General features: G+C 73.5%; 13 protein-coding genes and 1 pseudogene. 7 read left to right on the top strand and 7 right to left on the bottom strand.

What is annotated here, in order from left to right; translation table 11 throughout:
- Positions 1-1122: 1122 nt before the first annotated feature.
- The 3 genes from ACZ6TV_RS43415 to ACZ6TV_RS43405 all read right to left on the bottom strand — a co-directional run bounded on the left by ACZ6TV_RS43415 (position 1123) and on the right by ACZ6TV_RS43405 (position 2578).
- A complete protein-coding gene (locus ACZ6TV_RS43415) occupies positions 1123-1470 on the bottom strand; it encodes a VOC family protein (RefSeq protein ID WP_465305293.1) in 348 nt (115 codons plus the stop codon).
- Positions 1471-1534: 64 nt separating this feature from the next.
- Positions 1535-2032 carry a DinB family protein gene (locus ACZ6TV_RS43410; RefSeq protein WP_465305291.1) on the bottom strand — a complete coding sequence of 166 codons (498 nt, stop codon included), beginning with the start codon at positions 2030-2032 and terminating at the stop codon, positions 1535-1537.
- Positions 2033-2086: 54 nt separating this feature from the next.
- Complete coding sequence (locus tag ACZ6TV_RS43405) at positions 2087-2578, bottom strand: MarR family winged helix-turn-helix transcriptional regulator (protein WP_465305289.1); 492 nt, start codon at positions 2576-2578, stop codon at positions 2087-2089.
- 62 nt (positions 2579-2640) lie between these two features.
- Here ACZ6TV_RS43405 and ACZ6TV_RS43400 point away from each other — a divergent pair, with 62 nt between their 5' ends.
- Positions 2641-4116, top strand: coding sequence for a hypothetical protein (locus ACZ6TV_RS43400; RefSeq protein ID WP_465305287.1), 1476 nt, complete (start codon positions 2641-2643; stop codon positions 4114-4116).
- 154 nt (positions 4117-4270) lie between these two features.
- Here the strand turns inward: ACZ6TV_RS43400 and ACZ6TV_RS43395 are convergent, their stop codons facing one another.
- Positions 4271-4735: a macro domain-containing protein gene (locus tag ACZ6TV_RS43395; RefSeq protein WP_465305285.1), complete on the bottom strand. Its 465-nt coding sequence runs from the start codon at positions 4733-4735 to the stop codon at positions 4271-4273.
- A gap of 66 nt (positions 4736-4801) precedes the next feature.
- Between ACZ6TV_RS43395 and rnhA the strand changes: the two are divergent.
- Positions 4802-5245 (top strand): annotated as a pseudogene (rnhA, locus tag ACZ6TV_RS43390) (ribonuclease HI); the annotation flags it as partial.
- A gap of 263 nt (positions 5246-5508) precedes the next feature.
- Here the strand turns inward: rnhA and ACZ6TV_RS43385 are convergent.
- Positions 5509-6825: a PucR family transcriptional regulator gene (locus ACZ6TV_RS43385; RefSeq protein ID WP_465305283.1), complete on the bottom strand. Its 1317-nt coding sequence runs from the start codon at positions 6823-6825 to the stop codon at positions 5509-5511.
- Between the two features lie 179 nt (positions 6826-7004).
- On the opposite strand from ACZ6TV_RS43385, the gene ACZ6TV_RS43380 reads away from it, so the two are divergent.
- The 3 genes from ACZ6TV_RS43380 to ACZ6TV_RS43370 are packed head-to-tail and all read left to right on the top strand — an operon-like array spanning position 7005 to position 10893.
- Complete coding sequence (locus ACZ6TV_RS43380; protein ID WP_465305281.1) at positions 7005-8300, top strand: spinster family MFS transporter; 1296 nt, start codon at positions 7005-7007, stop codon at positions 8298-8300.
- Positions 8297-9754 (top strand): flavin-containing monooxygenase, encoded by a 1458-nt coding sequence (locus ACZ6TV_RS43375; RefSeq protein ID WP_465305279.1) that lies wholly within the window; start codon positions 8297-8299, stop codon positions 9752-9754. Before ACZ6TV_RS43380 ends, ACZ6TV_RS43375 begins: the two co-directional genes overlap by 4 nt.
- Entirely contained in the window at positions 9751-10893 is a 1143-nt protein-coding gene (locus ACZ6TV_RS43370) for a zinc-binding dehydrogenase (RefSeq protein WP_465305277.1), read from the top strand. The genes ACZ6TV_RS43375 and ACZ6TV_RS43370 overlap by 4 nt, the downstream gene beginning before the upstream one ends.
- Here the strand turns inward: ACZ6TV_RS43370 and ACZ6TV_RS43365 are convergent.
- Entirely contained in the window at positions 10871-11860 is a 990-nt protein-coding gene (locus ACZ6TV_RS43365; RefSeq protein ID WP_465305275.1) for a glycerophosphodiester phosphodiesterase family protein, read from the bottom strand. The two genes, ACZ6TV_RS43370 and ACZ6TV_RS43365, sit on opposite strands and share 23 nt — an antisense overlap.
- Before the next feature lie 71 nt (positions 11861-11931).
- Positions 11932-12555 (bottom strand): response regulator, encoded by a 624-nt coding sequence (locus ACZ6TV_RS43360; RefSeq protein ID WP_465305273.1) that lies wholly within the window; start codon positions 12553-12555, stop codon positions 11932-11934.
- Positions 12556-12582: 27 nt separating this feature from the next.
- Here ACZ6TV_RS43360 and ACZ6TV_RS43355 point away from each other — a divergent pair, with 27 nt between their 5' ends.
- Together ACZ6TV_RS43355 and ACZ6TV_RS43350 are read left to right on the top strand one after the other, a co-directional pair.
- On the top strand, positions 12583-13746 hold the full coding sequence (locus tag ACZ6TV_RS43355; RefSeq protein ID WP_465305271.1) for a sensor histidine kinase: 1164 nt from the start codon (positions 12583-12585) through the stop codon (positions 13744-13746).
- A gap of 60 nt (positions 13747-13806) precedes the next feature.
- Positions 13807-14124 (top strand): hypothetical protein, encoded by a 318-nt coding sequence (locus tag ACZ6TV_RS43350; RefSeq protein WP_465305269.1) that lies wholly within the window; start codon positions 13807-13809, stop codon positions 14122-14124.
- Positions 14125-14137 lie beyond the last annotated feature (13 nt).

The following is a 14137-nucleotide window of genomic DNA, read 5'->3' as shown; positions in this document are numbered from 1 at the left end:
CTCAAACGCATGCAATACCGCCACGGCCTCTTCGACAGCTACCTCACCGCCACCGGCCTATCCCCACCCAAACCCTGACCCCGAAAGGTCTCTAGTGCGGTGTTCGGTCTGTTGCAATGGCCGTGGCGCTCGGGCCGTCATGGCCAGTGCGGTGCCCGGTCCGTCGCAGCGACGCGGCGCCCGGACCATCACAATGACCGCGGCGCTCCAACTGTCACGCCAGTGCGGCGCCCGGACGGTCGCGGCGATCGTGTCGCTCGGACTGTCACAGTGACCGCGGCGCTCGGGCCGTCACAGTGACTGCGGCGTCCGGACCGTCACGGCCAGTGCGGCACCTGGTCCGTCGCAGCGACCGCGGCGCCATGGCGCGGGGCCACCGCGACGCCGGGGATCGCGGTTGCGGTGACGCGCTGGCCGTCGCTGCTCCGCTGCGTGCCGGAGGTCGAGGCCGTGGGCGAGGCCAGGCGCCAGCCCCCGCGACGACCCCGTCGAATTCGGACCCTTCGCACTGCCGACCGGGCGATGAGCATGTCGCGGGAGGTGGTGACCGAGGCGAAGGCCCGGGACCGGTCGAGGTCGGCGGTGGTGAAGGTGGCGAAAGGTGGTGGCGCCGCGTCGCGGTGGCGTCGCATCGCGGTTGCTGGTCCTGCGCGTCGCGGCAGTTGGTCCTGCGCGTCGCGGTTGCTGGTCCTGCGCGTCGCGGCAGTTGGTCCTGCGCGTCGCGGTAGTTGGTCCTGCGCGTCGCGGTAGTTGGTCCTGCGTGTCGCGGTTGCTGGTCCTGCGCGTCGTGGCGGTTGGTCCTGCGTGCCGCGGTGACGTCGCCGCGGTTGCTGGTCCTGCGGGTCGCGCTGGCAGGTCCCGCGCGTCGCGTCGAGTCAGCGATCCCGTCGCCGGAACATCCCGAGTGCCAGTGGCACGCCGATGATCCCAGCGAGCAATGCGATCGCCACTCCGACCCAAAGTCCTGCACTCATGCGAGGTTCGTGCCCGCGCCGGCTTCCCGCCAAACCGGATGTGCGGCAACGTCGGCGGCTGCGGCGGACGGTCGAAGTCGCGCCGGATCGTGGTCCTGTGACACGTTCGCGCGGTCGCTCCGCGCCTCCGATCGGCGGTCCTGACGGCTCAGGGCTCCTGCGGGCCGCCGCCGAAGCCGACCTCGTTGCCGTCGGGGTCGACGTAGGTGGCCTTGCGCACGCCGTTGGAGTAGGTCTCCTGCCGGGTGGGCTCGAGGCCACGGCCGGCGGCCTTTGCCACCCGGTCGTCGAAGTCGGCGAAGAACACCGTCTGCATCGCATGGCCGGCGCGCTCCGGCAGCTGCTCGATGTACAGATATCGGTGCTCGGCCAGCTCCCACACGGCCTCGGTGTCGTTGGGCAGGAACGCCGGTGGCGCGCCGAGCAGCTGCTCGTAATACTGCCGGGCCACCGCCAGATCCCGCACCGCGATTCCCGCGAAGAGGTCCACTGTCATGTCCGCCATCCTAGAAGCCGCCTCTCCAGGTCGCCCTTCATGTGGGACCCGGCACCCGGTCGGGTCATCCGTCGAACCCCGTCGCGCCGTCGGTCTGCTCGCGCAGGATGTCGGCGTGACCGGCGTGCCGGGCGGTCTCCTCGATGAGGTGCACATACAGCCAGCGCAGCGAGACCCGGCCGAGGCGGGGCGACGGCACCGTGTCGTCGAGCGTGAACCCCGCGCAGATCTCCCGCGACGTGGCGCACGCCGCAAGGTAGTCCGCGACGAGCGACTCGACGCTCGCGCCGGCCGGCACCTCCCAGTCCTCGCCGGGCACGGACCGCCCCCCGAGCACGCCGTGGAACCACTCGCGCTCCACGCCGGTGAGATGTCGCACCAGACCGGCCAGCGTGGTCCGCGAAGGCACCATCCGCCGAGTCGCGTCCACTATGGACAGACCGGAGACCTTGCGGACGACGATGCCGCGATACAGGTCCAGGAACGTTTCCAGCACGACCCGCTCACCCGCGGTGCTGACGAGCTCGTCGGGTGCGAGTGGCGGGGCAGGTGGTGTGGTCATGGGTCCACGATAGGAGCCGGGTACGACAGTTTCGCGGCTCCACACGGTGCGCGCCTAGCGCTCCTCGGCGGCCAGGACGAGGCGGCGCAGTAGTTCGGCGAGGGTCTGTCGTTCGTCCGCGGTGAGCGCTTCCAGCAGCGCCGCCTCGCCGTGGTCCTCGCGGCCCGCCTGCTGCTCGAACGCGGCACTGCCGGCGTCTGTCAGCCGTACGTGCACCCGCCGCCGATCCTCAGCGTCGCCCGTCCGCTCGATGAGCCCCGCCTCCTCCATCGGCGCGAGGCGTGCGGACAGTGCGCCCCTGGTCAGCCCGAGCGTGTCGGCGAGCTCGGAGGGGCTCGCGGCATACGGCGGACCCAGCCTCCGCAGCTTCATCAGGATCTTGTACTGCCAATGCGGCAGCCCGTCAGCGGCCAGCGTGTCCCGGCGCAGCTGGGCGGTGTGCCGGGCCAGGATGCTGAGCCGCATGAAGATCGCCTCCTTCACCGGGTCGAGCCATGGCAGCTCGCGCTCCCAGGCGTTGATGTGCTGCTCGACGTCGTCCTTCACCGCGGCTCCCTCGAAAAGTAGTTTTCTTGAGGATAGTTTTTATGATTACTACTGTCGCCGTCATGACCGAGATCGCAGTTCCCCGGCGGGCCCTCGCCTCCGCCGCCCGCGCCCTCGCCCACGCCGGCCGGTGGCACGACGCGACCGCCCTGCTCGAAGCGGCACCCGCCGGCGACCCGTTGCTGGCGCTGACGTTGGCGCAGGTCGCGGTCGATGCTGACTGGTTCGCCGGTACGTCCGGCGCCCCCGACCGCCTCGCCGACGCCGCCCGGCTCGCCCCTGGCCTGGACGACGCCGGGCGGTGGGATCTCACATTCGCCGGCCTGCGCGACGAATACCGGGCCAAGCTTTCCCGGCGCGGCCCGGCCGCCGCGCTCCTGCGCCGCGCCGCCGACCTGGCGGTGAGGGCGCCGGACGAGGTCCGCCGCGGCTGGGCGGCGATGTACCAGGGCCTGATCTGCGACAACCTCCTCGACTCGCCGGCCGCCGCGGCACCGCACTACGAGACGGCGCTCCGGGCCGGTGCCGCCGACCCGCTCCTCGCCCGGGAGGCGCTGCGCCACCTCGGCGGCCACGACCACGACAACGGCGACGACGAGGCGGCCCTCGCCCGCTGGCGCCGCGCCACCGAACTCGGCGCCGCCGGCGGCAACATCCCGGGAACGCTGTCGCAGCAGCTCCTCCTCGCCGTCCTCGCCAGGGCCGCCGGCAACGAGGCCGGGGCGGTCGCCCTTGCCGCCGAGATCGCCCGGTGGGCAGGCGCGATCGGCGCGGCGAACCTCGCCGCTCAGGCAACCGCCTTCCTCAACGGCACCGACCCGACCGCCCCACCTCACCCCACGCCGCCGCCAGCGGCGGTGCCCGGCGGTGCGACGACCGGAACGGATCTGCCATCCACGACGGCGCCCGCTGCGGCGGGCCGCACGGCGCCGGAACATGCCTCGACCGTGGCCGCTGCGGAGGGGCCCAGTGCGTCAGGGCATGCCGTGTCCCTGGCCGCCTCGCTCTCGGGGTCCGTGCGAGCCGACGTGGGCGCGACCGCGTTGCCCGCACGGGAGAGGGCCGTGGCGACCGGGCCGACCGCACAGGCAAGCTCCGCGGCCACCACGGCGAGCCTGCCGACCGTTGGACCACCTTCAGCCGGGCCGGCGCCCGCTGTCGCGCCCGCGGTCAGGGCTACGACTGCCGCTGTGCCGGTCGCTGGGGCAACGAGTGCCGCCGCGCCCACCTTCGAACTGTCGCCCGTGGCCGTCGATGCGCCCGCAGCCGGGTCGGCGGCCGCCGGAACGGAAACGGCCGAAGGCGCGTCGATCACGGCCACGACGCCCGGCGCCGCGGCCACGACGCCCGGCTCCGCGGTGCCGGCGACTGCCGAGTCGGCGGACACCGCGGGGACGCAGTCGGTCGCTGCGCTGGACGTCGCCGCCGCTGCTGGGCCGGACGTGCACACGGACGTGCGTGGCGGGCGGCGGGTCGAGGTCGTGGTGCCGGTCGTGTCGTTCATGACAGCGGCGCTGGCGACCACGCCGCGGCAGTGACCGGCTCCTCGCAGGGCCGTGAGCTGGCAGAGCGCGACGACGGTGGCGGCGGGTGGACCGTTGCGGGCCACCGCCGGCCCGGTCACCCGAACAGCCCGGGTCCGATGGCAATCGCGTCGGTGGCGCAGATCAGCACATCAGCGGCGGCGAACAATCAGAAGTCATAGACCGTCACGGGCACGTCCCGATCGCAGAGTGCCGACACGACCAGCGGCTCGACCCTGTCCCACCGGCCGCCGGCCAGGCCGCAGCCGATCCTCGGCATGTGCACCGAGGCTCCCAGCTCCAGTGCCCGGTCGCCGACCGTGGTCAGGGCGCGCCCGATCGCCTCATAGCGGACCGGCGGGCCGGAGCTGCCGGTCTTGATGCCGTGCTGCCCGACCATGTTGGCCACGAACACCGACGGCTGGACCTCCAGGACCCGGACGGCGCCGAGGGCGAAGTCGTTGCCGGCGCGCTCCCGGTGCCACCTGCGATAGTCCCGCTCGGGCTCCGGCCAGCGGCGGGACACGGCGAGGACGAACCCGGCGCCCCAGTGGCCCTGGTCGTTGCAGACATGGGCGATGATCTTCGGGCCGCTCGCCTGCGGGCTGGTCGCGTCGCCTTTGACGATCCTCATCGCTGTCACACCCGAGAGCATGCCAGCCGGGTACGACAGAACTGGTCCGTGACGTAGGTTCCATGGATGGCGGAGCGGGTGGAGATCTGGACCGACGGCGCGTGCAGCGGCAACCCCGGGCCCGGCGGCTGGGGGGCATTGCTGCGGTACGGGGCGGCGGAGAAGGAGCTGTGCGGCGGCGAGGCCACGCCGACGACGAACAACCGGATGGAGCTGACGGCGCCGATCCGCGCGCTCGACGCGTTGACCCGCGCGGCGGTCGTCGACCTGCACACCGACAGCACGTATGTCCGCAACGGCATCATGTCGTGGGTCGCGAAGTGGAAGCGCAACGGCTGGCGGACCGCCGACGGTCAGCCCGTGAAGAACGAGGACCTGTGGCGTGAGCTCGACACCGCCGTGGGCCGGCACGAGGTCACCTGGCACTGGGTGAAGGGCCACGCCGGGCACGTGGAGAACGAGCGCGCCGACCGGCTCGCGGCCCGCGGGCAGCGCGAGGCCCTGGAGGCCGCCGGCGTGGTGGTGCCGGTCGCTCCCGCCCGGGTGGCCCGGCCCGGACGCGCCGCGGCCACGACAACGGGTCGTGCGGCGTCCACGGCGACGGGTGGGGCCGTCTGCCGGGCGCGGACGAAGTCCGGCAAGGCGTGCCCGATCGCGGCGCGGCCGTCCGGGCTGTGCCACGTCCACGACCCGGCCGTGCTGTGCGGCGCGCCCACCAAGCGGGGCACGCCCTGCGGTGTGGCGACCGGCGGAGGACGCTGCGCGACCCATGCCTAGCGGCGGCGGCGGTTGAGGAGCCACCAGGCGGTGACGAGGTCCTCGGTGTGGTGGAGGTCGAGGCCGGTCAGTTCCTGGAAGCGGTGGACCCGGTATCGGACGGTGTTCTGGTGTACGGCCAGCCGCCGGGCCACCTCGCGGACCTGCTGGTCGCATTCGAGATAGACGCGGGTGGTCTCCTCGATGTCCGTGGTGGCGCGGGCCGGGGCGTCGAGGGCCTGCATGTGGCGGGCGGACAGCCCCGGGGCGATACGGGTGCCTGACAGGACCAGCGGGCGGGGGCCGAGGTCGGCCAGGCGGACCAGGCCCGTCTGGTGGAACTGTTCGGCGGTGGTCAGGGCCAGGATCGCCTCCTGGAAGCCGTCGTGGAGCTGGTCGAGGGTGGTGGCCGGGCCGGCGGCCACGAGGTGACCGGTGACGTGCTCGGGCGGGTTGGCGGCGATGAAGCCGAGGCACGAGCCGATCTCGGCGAACAGCAACCGGTCCGCGGGCATGCGGAGGGCCGAGGCGATGCCGCGGCGGACGGCGTCCGCACCGTCGCGGGCCGCGACCGGCGGCGATGCAAAAGCGGCTGGAGCGACAGGAGCGGCAGGAGCGACAGGAGCGGCAGGAACGGCGGGAGCGGCACGAACGGCGGGAGCGGCCGGCACGGCAACCGCAGTGGCGCGGGCGGCCAGGGGGACGTAGCGGGCGCGCGGATCCAGAGCGAACAGATGGGCGTCGCGGTTGATCTGCTCGCCGGGGAAGGTGCCGCTGAGGACGCCGGCGGCGAAGGTGGAGCGGCGTTCGGCGTCGAAGTGGGCGCGTTCCAGGGCGAGGTCGTGCTGGACGCGGGCGAAGACGGACGAGGCCTCGTTGGAGTACTCCCAGGTGCTGTCGTGCACGGCGAGGAGCAGGTCCATCGGCAGGCCGACCTCGAGGCCGACCTCGTCGAGGAGGGTGAGCATCTCGCGGGATCCCATCTGGTACCCGGCCGCGAGCACCTCGGGCGGGATACCGCGAGCGCCGCGATCGGCGGCGAAACGGTTGAGCAGGCCGCGGAGCGCGCCGTCGGGGACGCGGAGGAACGAGAGCTCCGAGACGAGGGTGTCCATGAACTGCTGGGCGGTGGCCCGGATCTCCTCGTCGGTGAGGACGTCGTAGCCGGGCAGGTGGGCGCGGGCGAGCTTCAGGAAGCGGTGGCCGAACGCGTCCTGCCTGGCGCGGAGCAGCTCGACGGCGGCGACGACCGTGCGGCGGGTCGGCTCGTCGAGGGTGGCGAGGTCCGGCATGCCGCGGCGGGACGGCCACGACGGCGGGATCGCGTTGGTCATGGCGTCAGCGTAGGCGCATGAACTTGTAGCCGGGAACAAAGTCGGCGGCGGGACGTTGGTTCGCACGCCGTAGCTGCGCAGTCGGGCAACAGCAACACTGTGACGCACCTCATGGGCGCATTTGTTCCCCGCGCCATCCGTCAACACCCCAAGGCGAAGCGAAGGTGAAGGTGAAAGCGGTGGCACGTCCGGTGAAGTCGTCGGCGGCGTACGTTCTCACGCTGTTGTTCGTCGGCAATCTGCTGAACTTCTACGATCGGGCGCTCCCGGCGGTGGTGCTGGAGCCGATCAAGGAGGAGTACCGCCTGGACGACACGCAGGTGGGCATCCTCGCGTCGGCGTTCGTGCTCGTCGCCGCCGTCGCCGGGGTGCCGCTCGGGCGGCTGGCGGACCGGATCCCGCGCAAGACCGTGGCGGGGTGGGGGCTGTTCGCGTGGAGCGTGTTCACCGCCGCGGGTGGCGTGCTGACCAGCTTCTGGGGGTTCCTCGCGTCGCGGGTCGGGGTGGGCGTGGGGGAGTCGAGCTACTCGCCGGCGACGGGCTCGCTGCTGGCCGACCTGTACCCGAGCGAGCGCCGCTCCCGGGCGAACGCCGTGTTCATGCTCGGCTTCCCGATCGGGACGCTGCTCGCGTTCCTCACCGCGGGCGGGCTGGCGGTCGCCTTCGGCTCGTGGCGGGCGCCGTTCCTCATCGCCGCCGTGCCCGGCATCGTCGTCGCCCTGCTCGTCCTGCGGCTGCGCGAGCCCGACCGCGGCGCCGCGGAGCCGGTCCAGGACGCCGTGGCACCAACCGAAGGGACAAACGAACAAATCCAGAAAATCCGAAACATCCGTTCGGTGTACGGGCTGATCATCGCGTTCGCCGGGTACAACTTCGCCGCGTACGCCATCGGCACCTTCCTCACCCCCGTGTTGCAGCGCTACTACGGCCTCGGGCTGGTGGAGGCGGGCGCCGTCGGCGGTGTCGTCATCGGCGTGACCGGGCTCATCGGCCTGCTCATCGGCGGAAGGGTGCTCGACGCCGCCGCCCGCAGGTCGACCGCCGCCCGCGTCCACGTCGCCGTCGTCTGCCTCGCGGGGGCGGCGGTCTGCACCGCGGGCGGCCTCGCCGCGGGACCGGACGCGTTGTGGCTGCTGATGTCTCTGCTCAGCGTCGGCTACCTGCTCGGCATCATCTACCTCGCCGCCGCCGTCCCGGTGATGTCCGACGTCATCGGTCCCCGGCAGCGGTCCGGCGCGATCGGGCTCATGTCCGCGATCGGGTACCTGCTCGGCGGCGCCGGCGGCCCCATCGTCGTCGGCATCGTCTCCGACGCGCTCGCCGGTCCCGGCGCGACGGACGTGGCCGAGGCGCAGGGCCTCAAGACCGCCATGATGATCGCCGTCCCGCTGGCGTTCGCGGTCGCGGCGGCGGGGATGCTGCTGGCGGCCCGTTCGGTGCAGGCGGACCGCGAGAAGATGCTGGCGACCGCATGAGCGCACGGACCAAGGTGCTCGTCGTCGGCGGCGGGTTCTCCGGCATCGCCGTGGCCAGAGCGCTGCTGACCGGCGGGGAGACCGACTTCGTCATCCTCGAGCGGGCGCCGGCCACCGGCGGCGTCTGGCAGTCCAACACCTATCCGGGCTGCACCTGTGACGTCCCGTCGCACCTCTACTCGTTCTCGTTCGCGCCCAACCCCGACTGGTCCTCGACGTATTCACCGCAGCCGGAGATCCGCTCGTACCTGCAGCGCTGCGTCGAACAGTTCGGGCTTCGCCCGTACGTCAGGACCGGAGTCGACGTGCACGCGGCGCGGTGGGACGAGGACGGGCAGGTCTGGCACGTCGACACCAGCGACGGGCCGTGGACCGCGACGGTGCTGGTGAGCGCCGTGGGCCCGCTGACCGAGCCGAAGCTGCCGGACGTGCCGGGCATCGACCGGTTCCGCGGCACGACGATGCATTCCGCCAGGTGGGACCACGGCTACGAGCTCGCCGGGAAACGGGTCGCGTCGGTCGGCACGGGGGCGTCGGCGATCCAGTACGTGCCGTACGTGGCGGAGCAGGCCGCGAAGCTCCACGTGTTCCAGCGCAGCGCACCGTGGATCACCCCGCACGACAAGCGCCCGATCAGCGACGCCGAGCGGGCGGCGTTCCGGGCGAAGCCGCGCAAGCAGCGGTTCGAGCGCCGCAAGGTGTACGCCGGCAAGGAACTGCTGGTCCTCGGCATGGCCAAGTACCCGGGGCTGATGCGGGTCCTGGAAGGCGTGGCGCGCAAGCACCTGGAGCGGCAGGTCACCGACCCCCAATTGCGCCGCGCCCTCACGCCCGACTACACGCTCGGCTGCAAACGGATCGTGCCGTCCAACGAGTGGTACCCGGCCCTGCAGCGACCCAACGTCGAGCTCGTCCCGCGGGCGCTGCGCGAGATCCGCGAGCACAGCGTCGTCGACGCGGACGGCGTGGAGCGGGAGGTCGACGCGATCATCTTCGGCACCGGCTTCCACGTCACCGACATCCCCTTCGCCGACAAGATCCGCGGCCGCGGCGGCGAGCTGATGAGCGACGGCTGGGCCGGCTCGCCCCGCGCCTATCTCGGCGTCGCCGTGCCCGGCTTCCCGAACTTCTTCACGATGCTCGGCCCGAACTCCGGGCTCGGCCACAGCTCGATGGTCTACATGATCGAGGCCCAGGCCGAGCACGTCCGGCTCGCGATCGCCCAGCTGGACACGCACACGAGCATCGAGGTCAGCCGGGCGGCGCACGACCGGTACAACAGCGACCTCGACCGCAGGCTGGCCAGGACGGTGTGGGAGCTCGGCGGCTGCCGCACGTTCTACCAGGACGCCAACGGCCGCAACGCCACCATCTACCCCGACTGGACCTTCCGCTTCCGCCGCCAGGCGACCAGATGGCGCCCGGACGCCTACGAACTGAGAGGGCCCCGATGAAGGCCGTGACCCTGACCGGCGGCCGGCTCGAGGTCGCCGACCTCCCCACCCCGCGGCCCGGCCCGGGGCAGCTGCTGGTCGCGGTCCGGCGGTGCGGGATCTGCGGCTCCGACCTGCACGCCCGCCGGCACGCCGACGAGCTCGCCGACGTCCTCGACGTGTGCGGCTACCCGCGCTACCTGCGCTCGGGGCAGCGGGTGGTGCTCGGCCACGAGATCTACGGCGACGTCGTGGACCGCGGTCCCGGCACCACCGGCCGGATCCGGGCGGGGACGCCGGTGGTGGCGGTGCCGCTGGTCCGCCGGGACAAGCAAGTCGACGGGATCGGGCTGTCCGAGCACGCCCCGGGCGGCTACGCGGAGCATGTCGTCGTGCAGGAGGCGCTGACCATGCCGGTGCCGGGCGGGCTCGCCCCGGACGTCGCCGCGCTCACCGAACCCCTGGCCGTCGCCTGGCACGCCGTCAACCGCGGCGAGGTGACGAAGAAGGACACGGCGGTCGTGCTCGGCTGCGGGCCGGTCGGGCTCGCGGTGATCGCCGTGCTGAAGGCGCGCGGGGTCGCGAAGGTCGTCGCCAGCGACTACTCGCCGGCCCGCCGCGCCCTCGCGTCCCGCTGCGGCGCCGACGTCGTCGTCGACCCGGCGGCGGGCTCACCGTGGGACGCGATCGAAGGCTTCGTGTCGGCGATGCCGGTGGAGTACAACGCCGGCATCGACGCCATGGAGGGCCTCGCGAAGCTGCCGGTGCCGTGGTGGGCGGCGTGGCGCGTCCTGGACAAGGTCGGCGCGACCAGCCCGAAGCGGCCGGTCGTGTTCGAGTGCGTCGGCGTGCCCGGCATCATCGACACCGTCATGGCCGCGGCGCCGCTGCACTCGCGGATCGTCGTCGTCGGCGTCTGCATGGGCGCCGACGCGTTCCGGCCCGCGCTCGCCGTGAACAAGGAGCTCGACGTGCGTTTCGTCGTCGGCTACACGCCGCTGGAGTTCCGCGACACGCTGCACGCGCTCGCCGGCGGGAAGCTCGCCGTGGCGCACATCGTCACCGGCCACGTCGGGCTCGACGGCGTCGCGGACGCCTTCACGGCGCTGGAGGATCCGGAGGTGCACGCGAAGATCCTCATCTCACCAGCGGAGCTGTGACGTCGGCGCGGTTGGTCCAGATCCCGCCGGTCCAGCCGTCGGGCAGCTCGGCCAGGTCGGCGGCGGTGTCGAACCCGACCGACCAGTCGCCCTCGCCGCGGACCAGGACCACCCGCGTGTCGGCCGCCCGCATCCGGGCCACGAACAGGTGCGGCCAGCCCCACAGCCACCGGCCGTAGCGGGCCGGCAGCGGCAGCTCCCGGTGCCGGCAGCTGTCCGGCACGTGCCCGGTCCAGCCGACGCCGGCGTAGTCGAGCAGGCACTCCTTGATGATCGCCCGCGACGACGCCCGCACCTGCGGCAGGCGCTGGACGACCGCCTCGACCGCCGCGTCGCCGCCGCTCACCGTGACGCCGGCGAGACGGTCCGCGGGCAGCGTCGCGAGGAAGGCGGCGACCGCCTCGCCGTCGGCCGGGTCGTCGCGCTTCAGGTCGAGCTTGAACGCCCCGCCGGGCAGCGCGGCGAACACCTCCGGCACCGTCGGCAGCAGCCCCAACCCGGTGCCGCGCAGCGGATAGGTCTTCCCGCCGTCCGAGGTGTACCCATACCCGACGTCGAGCTTGCGCAGCTCCTCGACGGTGTGCTCGGCGACGGTGCCGGTGCCGTCGGTGCGGCAGTCGAGGGTCGCGTCGTGGAACACGGCGAGCTGCCCGTCGCGGGTCAGCTGCACGTCGATCTCCGCCTGGTCGGCGCCCGCCTCGAACGCGGCGCGCAGCGACGGCACCGTGTTCTCCAGCAGCGGCACCTGCGGCGGGTGGATGATCTTCGCCGTGCACGTGTCGGCGGCGACCCCGGCCAGGTCGAACGTCTGCCCGATGCCGCGGTGCGCGAGCAGGAACGGCCGCCGGTCGCGCGCGGGCCCGGCGAGGACCGAGCTGTTGCGCACCCAGAGGCCGGCGACGACGACGGACAGCACCGCCAGGGTGACGGCGATGCGGCGGCGCCAGCGGCGCGGGACGGTCAGCACCGTCACAGCCTCGCGCGGGCCGCGGCGGCCGGGAACGGGCAAAGGTACCTGACCCGTCCCGGTCTTTGGTACTACCCGCGCAGGCTCCGGGCCAGCAGCGCGGCCTGGGTGCGGCTGGTCACGTCGAGCTTCGCCAGCACGCTGCTGACGTGCGCCTTCACGGTCCGCTCCGCGAGGGCGAGCGCCCCGGCGATCTCCCGGTTGCCCAGGCCCTGCCCGAGCAGGTCCAGGACCTCCCGCTCCCGGGGCGTGAGCGCGCGCAGGTCGGCGGTCGCGGGCGTCCCGGTGGTGGGCCGCGGCCACAGCAGGTCGGCGGCGGACGCGCTCAGCGGCCGCACCCCGGCGTGCGCGCCCCGGACCGCCGCGGCGAGCTCGGCGCCGGTGGCGTCCTTGAGCACGAACCCGTCGGCACCGGCGGTCAGCGCCCGCTGGATGTCGGCGGCGCTGCCGACCGTCGTCAGCATCAGCACCCGCACCTCGGGCTGCCGGTCGCGCAGCCGCAGCATGGTCGCGACCCCGTCGGCGCCCGGCAGATACAGGTCGAGCAGGATGAGGTCGGCGGCGACCGGGTCGCGCAGCAGCGCGGCACCGTCGGCGAACTCGGCGACCACCTCGATGTCCGGCTCGGCGCCGAGGATCAGGGCGAGCCCCTCGCGGACGAGCGCCTGGTCGTCGACGATGGCAAGCCGGATCACCCGGCCGATGATATGTCAGGGGGACGGATGACGGCCCGGCTCCGCCGGCACTGGCGGCTCGCGATCGACCTGACGCTGTACGCCACCCTCGTCACGCTCTACGCCCTGTCCGGCACGGTCATCTCGGTGCCGCTGGCGGTCGGGCAGCTGGTGCCGCTCGTGTGGCGGCGCGTCGCGCCCGGCACGGTCCTCGCGGTCATCAGCGCGGCGACGGCGGCGCACTCGCTGCTCGGGATGGGCCGCGCCGTCGGCTACCTGCCGGTGTCCCTCGCCATGTACACCGCGGCGACGCACCGGTCACCGGCCGTGCGGTGGGGGATGTGCGGCGCCGCCACGGTGCTCGTCACGGTCACCGGCGCGGTCCGGCGCGGCCCGGTCGAGGGCGGCCTCCTCGCCGCCGTGGCGCTGATCGTCACCTGGCTGGCCGGCGTCGAGCGCGGCGAGCACCTCCGCGAACGCGCCGAACACGACCGCGAGCGCGCGCAGCACGACCAGGAACGAGCCGAACACGACCGCGAACGGGCGGAACATGACCGGGAGCGGGCGGAGCACGACCGGGAGCGGGCCGAGCGGCGGCTCGCCGAACGGGAGGCCGAGACCGCCCGGGAGCGCGAGCGGCTGGCCCGCCGCCTGCACGACAGCCTCGCCCACACGATGACGGTCATGCTGGTGCAGGGCGAGGCGCTGCGCGCCACCGCGAGGCTCGCCCCCGACGACCGGCGCCGCCTCGACACCGTCCTCGGCGCCGGCCGCGACGCCCTCGCCGAGGTGCGCCTCGCCCTGGCCGAGGAGCGCCGGCGGGACGACGCGAGCACGCTGGAGGCGCGGCTCGCCGCACTGCGCGAGGCCGGGTTGTCGGTGCGGGAAGGGCTGGCCGAGGAGCTGACCGTGCTCCCGGTCGCCGTTCGCGAGGTGGTGTACCGCCTGACGGCCGAAGCGGCGACGAACGCCCTGCGGCACGACGGCCCCGGCACCACCCTCCGCGCGAGCGTCAAGGCCACCGCGCTGCGCCTCACCACCCACCGCCCGCCCGGTGCGAAGCCCCCGGCACGCGCGGGTGGCGGTGGCCGGTACGGGCTGCGCAGCCTCGAAACGGACGTGCTGGCCGCCGCCGGGACGCTGACCTACGGCCCCACCGCCGACGGATGGCAGGTGACGGCCGAGTTCCCCGCCGTTCACGCGGGCGGGTGAAGGGCCTCCCTGCCGCCCCCGCCCGCGACCTACGCTGAGGGCCGACCAAAGGAGGTGGCGGTGCAGGGACGGTTGCGTGCCGTCGCGCAGCTCACCGTCGCCGTGCTGGTGGCCGCGGTGACCGCGGTCGTCATCAACACCATGCCGCCGCTGACCGGCGTCCGGCTCGCGGTCGTCGCGGTGGCGTCGCCGCTCGCGCTGCTCGGCGGGCTCTGGCTGGAGATCTTCGCGGTCACCCGGGACGAGCCGAGCCCCCACCCGCGCAGGGGCGGCCGGCGCCGCCGGATCCGGCGGTTCCTGCGCACCTGGCGCGGCGTCCTGTCGTCGGTGGCGATCGTCGGCGTCGTCGTGCTCGTACCGCTGCTGTTCGTGCACTGACGTAGGGCAGACT

This window comes from Dactylosporangium sp. NPDC051087 (assembly GCF_055586325.1).
The sequence above is the reverse complement of the archived record's forward strand: the minus strand, read 5'-3'. Positions and strand labels throughout refer to the sequence as shown.

What these genes read in the sequence shown, in the direction of transcription:
- ACZ6TV_RS43415 (WP_465305293.1), bottom strand. Translation starts at nt 1,470, where the DNA reads ATGACAGTGGACCTCTTCGCGGGAATCGCGGTGCGGGATCTGGCGGTG.
- ACZ6TV_RS43410 (WP_465305291.1), bottom strand. Translation starts at nt 2,032, where the DNA reads ATGACCACACCACCTGCCCCGCCACTCGCACCCGACGAGCTCGTCAGC.
- ACZ6TV_RS43400 (WP_465305287.1), top strand. Translation starts at nt 2,641, where the DNA reads ATGACCGAGATCGCAGTTCCCCGGCGGGCCCTCGCCTCCGCCGCCCGC.
- ACZ6TV_RS43395 (WP_465305285.1), bottom strand. Translation starts at nt 4,735, where the DNA reads ATGAGGATCGTCAAAGGCGACGCGACCAGCCCGCAGGCGAGCGGCCCG.
- ACZ6TV_RS43385 (WP_465305283.1), bottom strand. Translation starts at nt 6,825, where the DNA reads ATGACCAACGCGATCCCGCCGTCGTGGCCGTCCCGCCGCGGCATGCCG.
- ACZ6TV_RS43375 (WP_465305279.1), top strand. Translation starts at nt 8,297, where the DNA reads ATGAGCGCACGGACCAAGGTGCTCGTCGTCGGCGGCGGGTTCTCCGGC.
- ACZ6TV_RS43370 (WP_465305277.1), top strand. Translation starts at nt 9,751, where the DNA reads ATGAAGGCCGTGACCCTGACCGGCGGCCGGCTCGAGGTCGCCGACCTC.
- ACZ6TV_RS43355 (WP_465305271.1), top strand. Translation starts at nt 12,583, where the DNA reads ATGACGGCCCGGCTCCGCCGGCACTGGCGGCTCGCGATCGACCTGACG.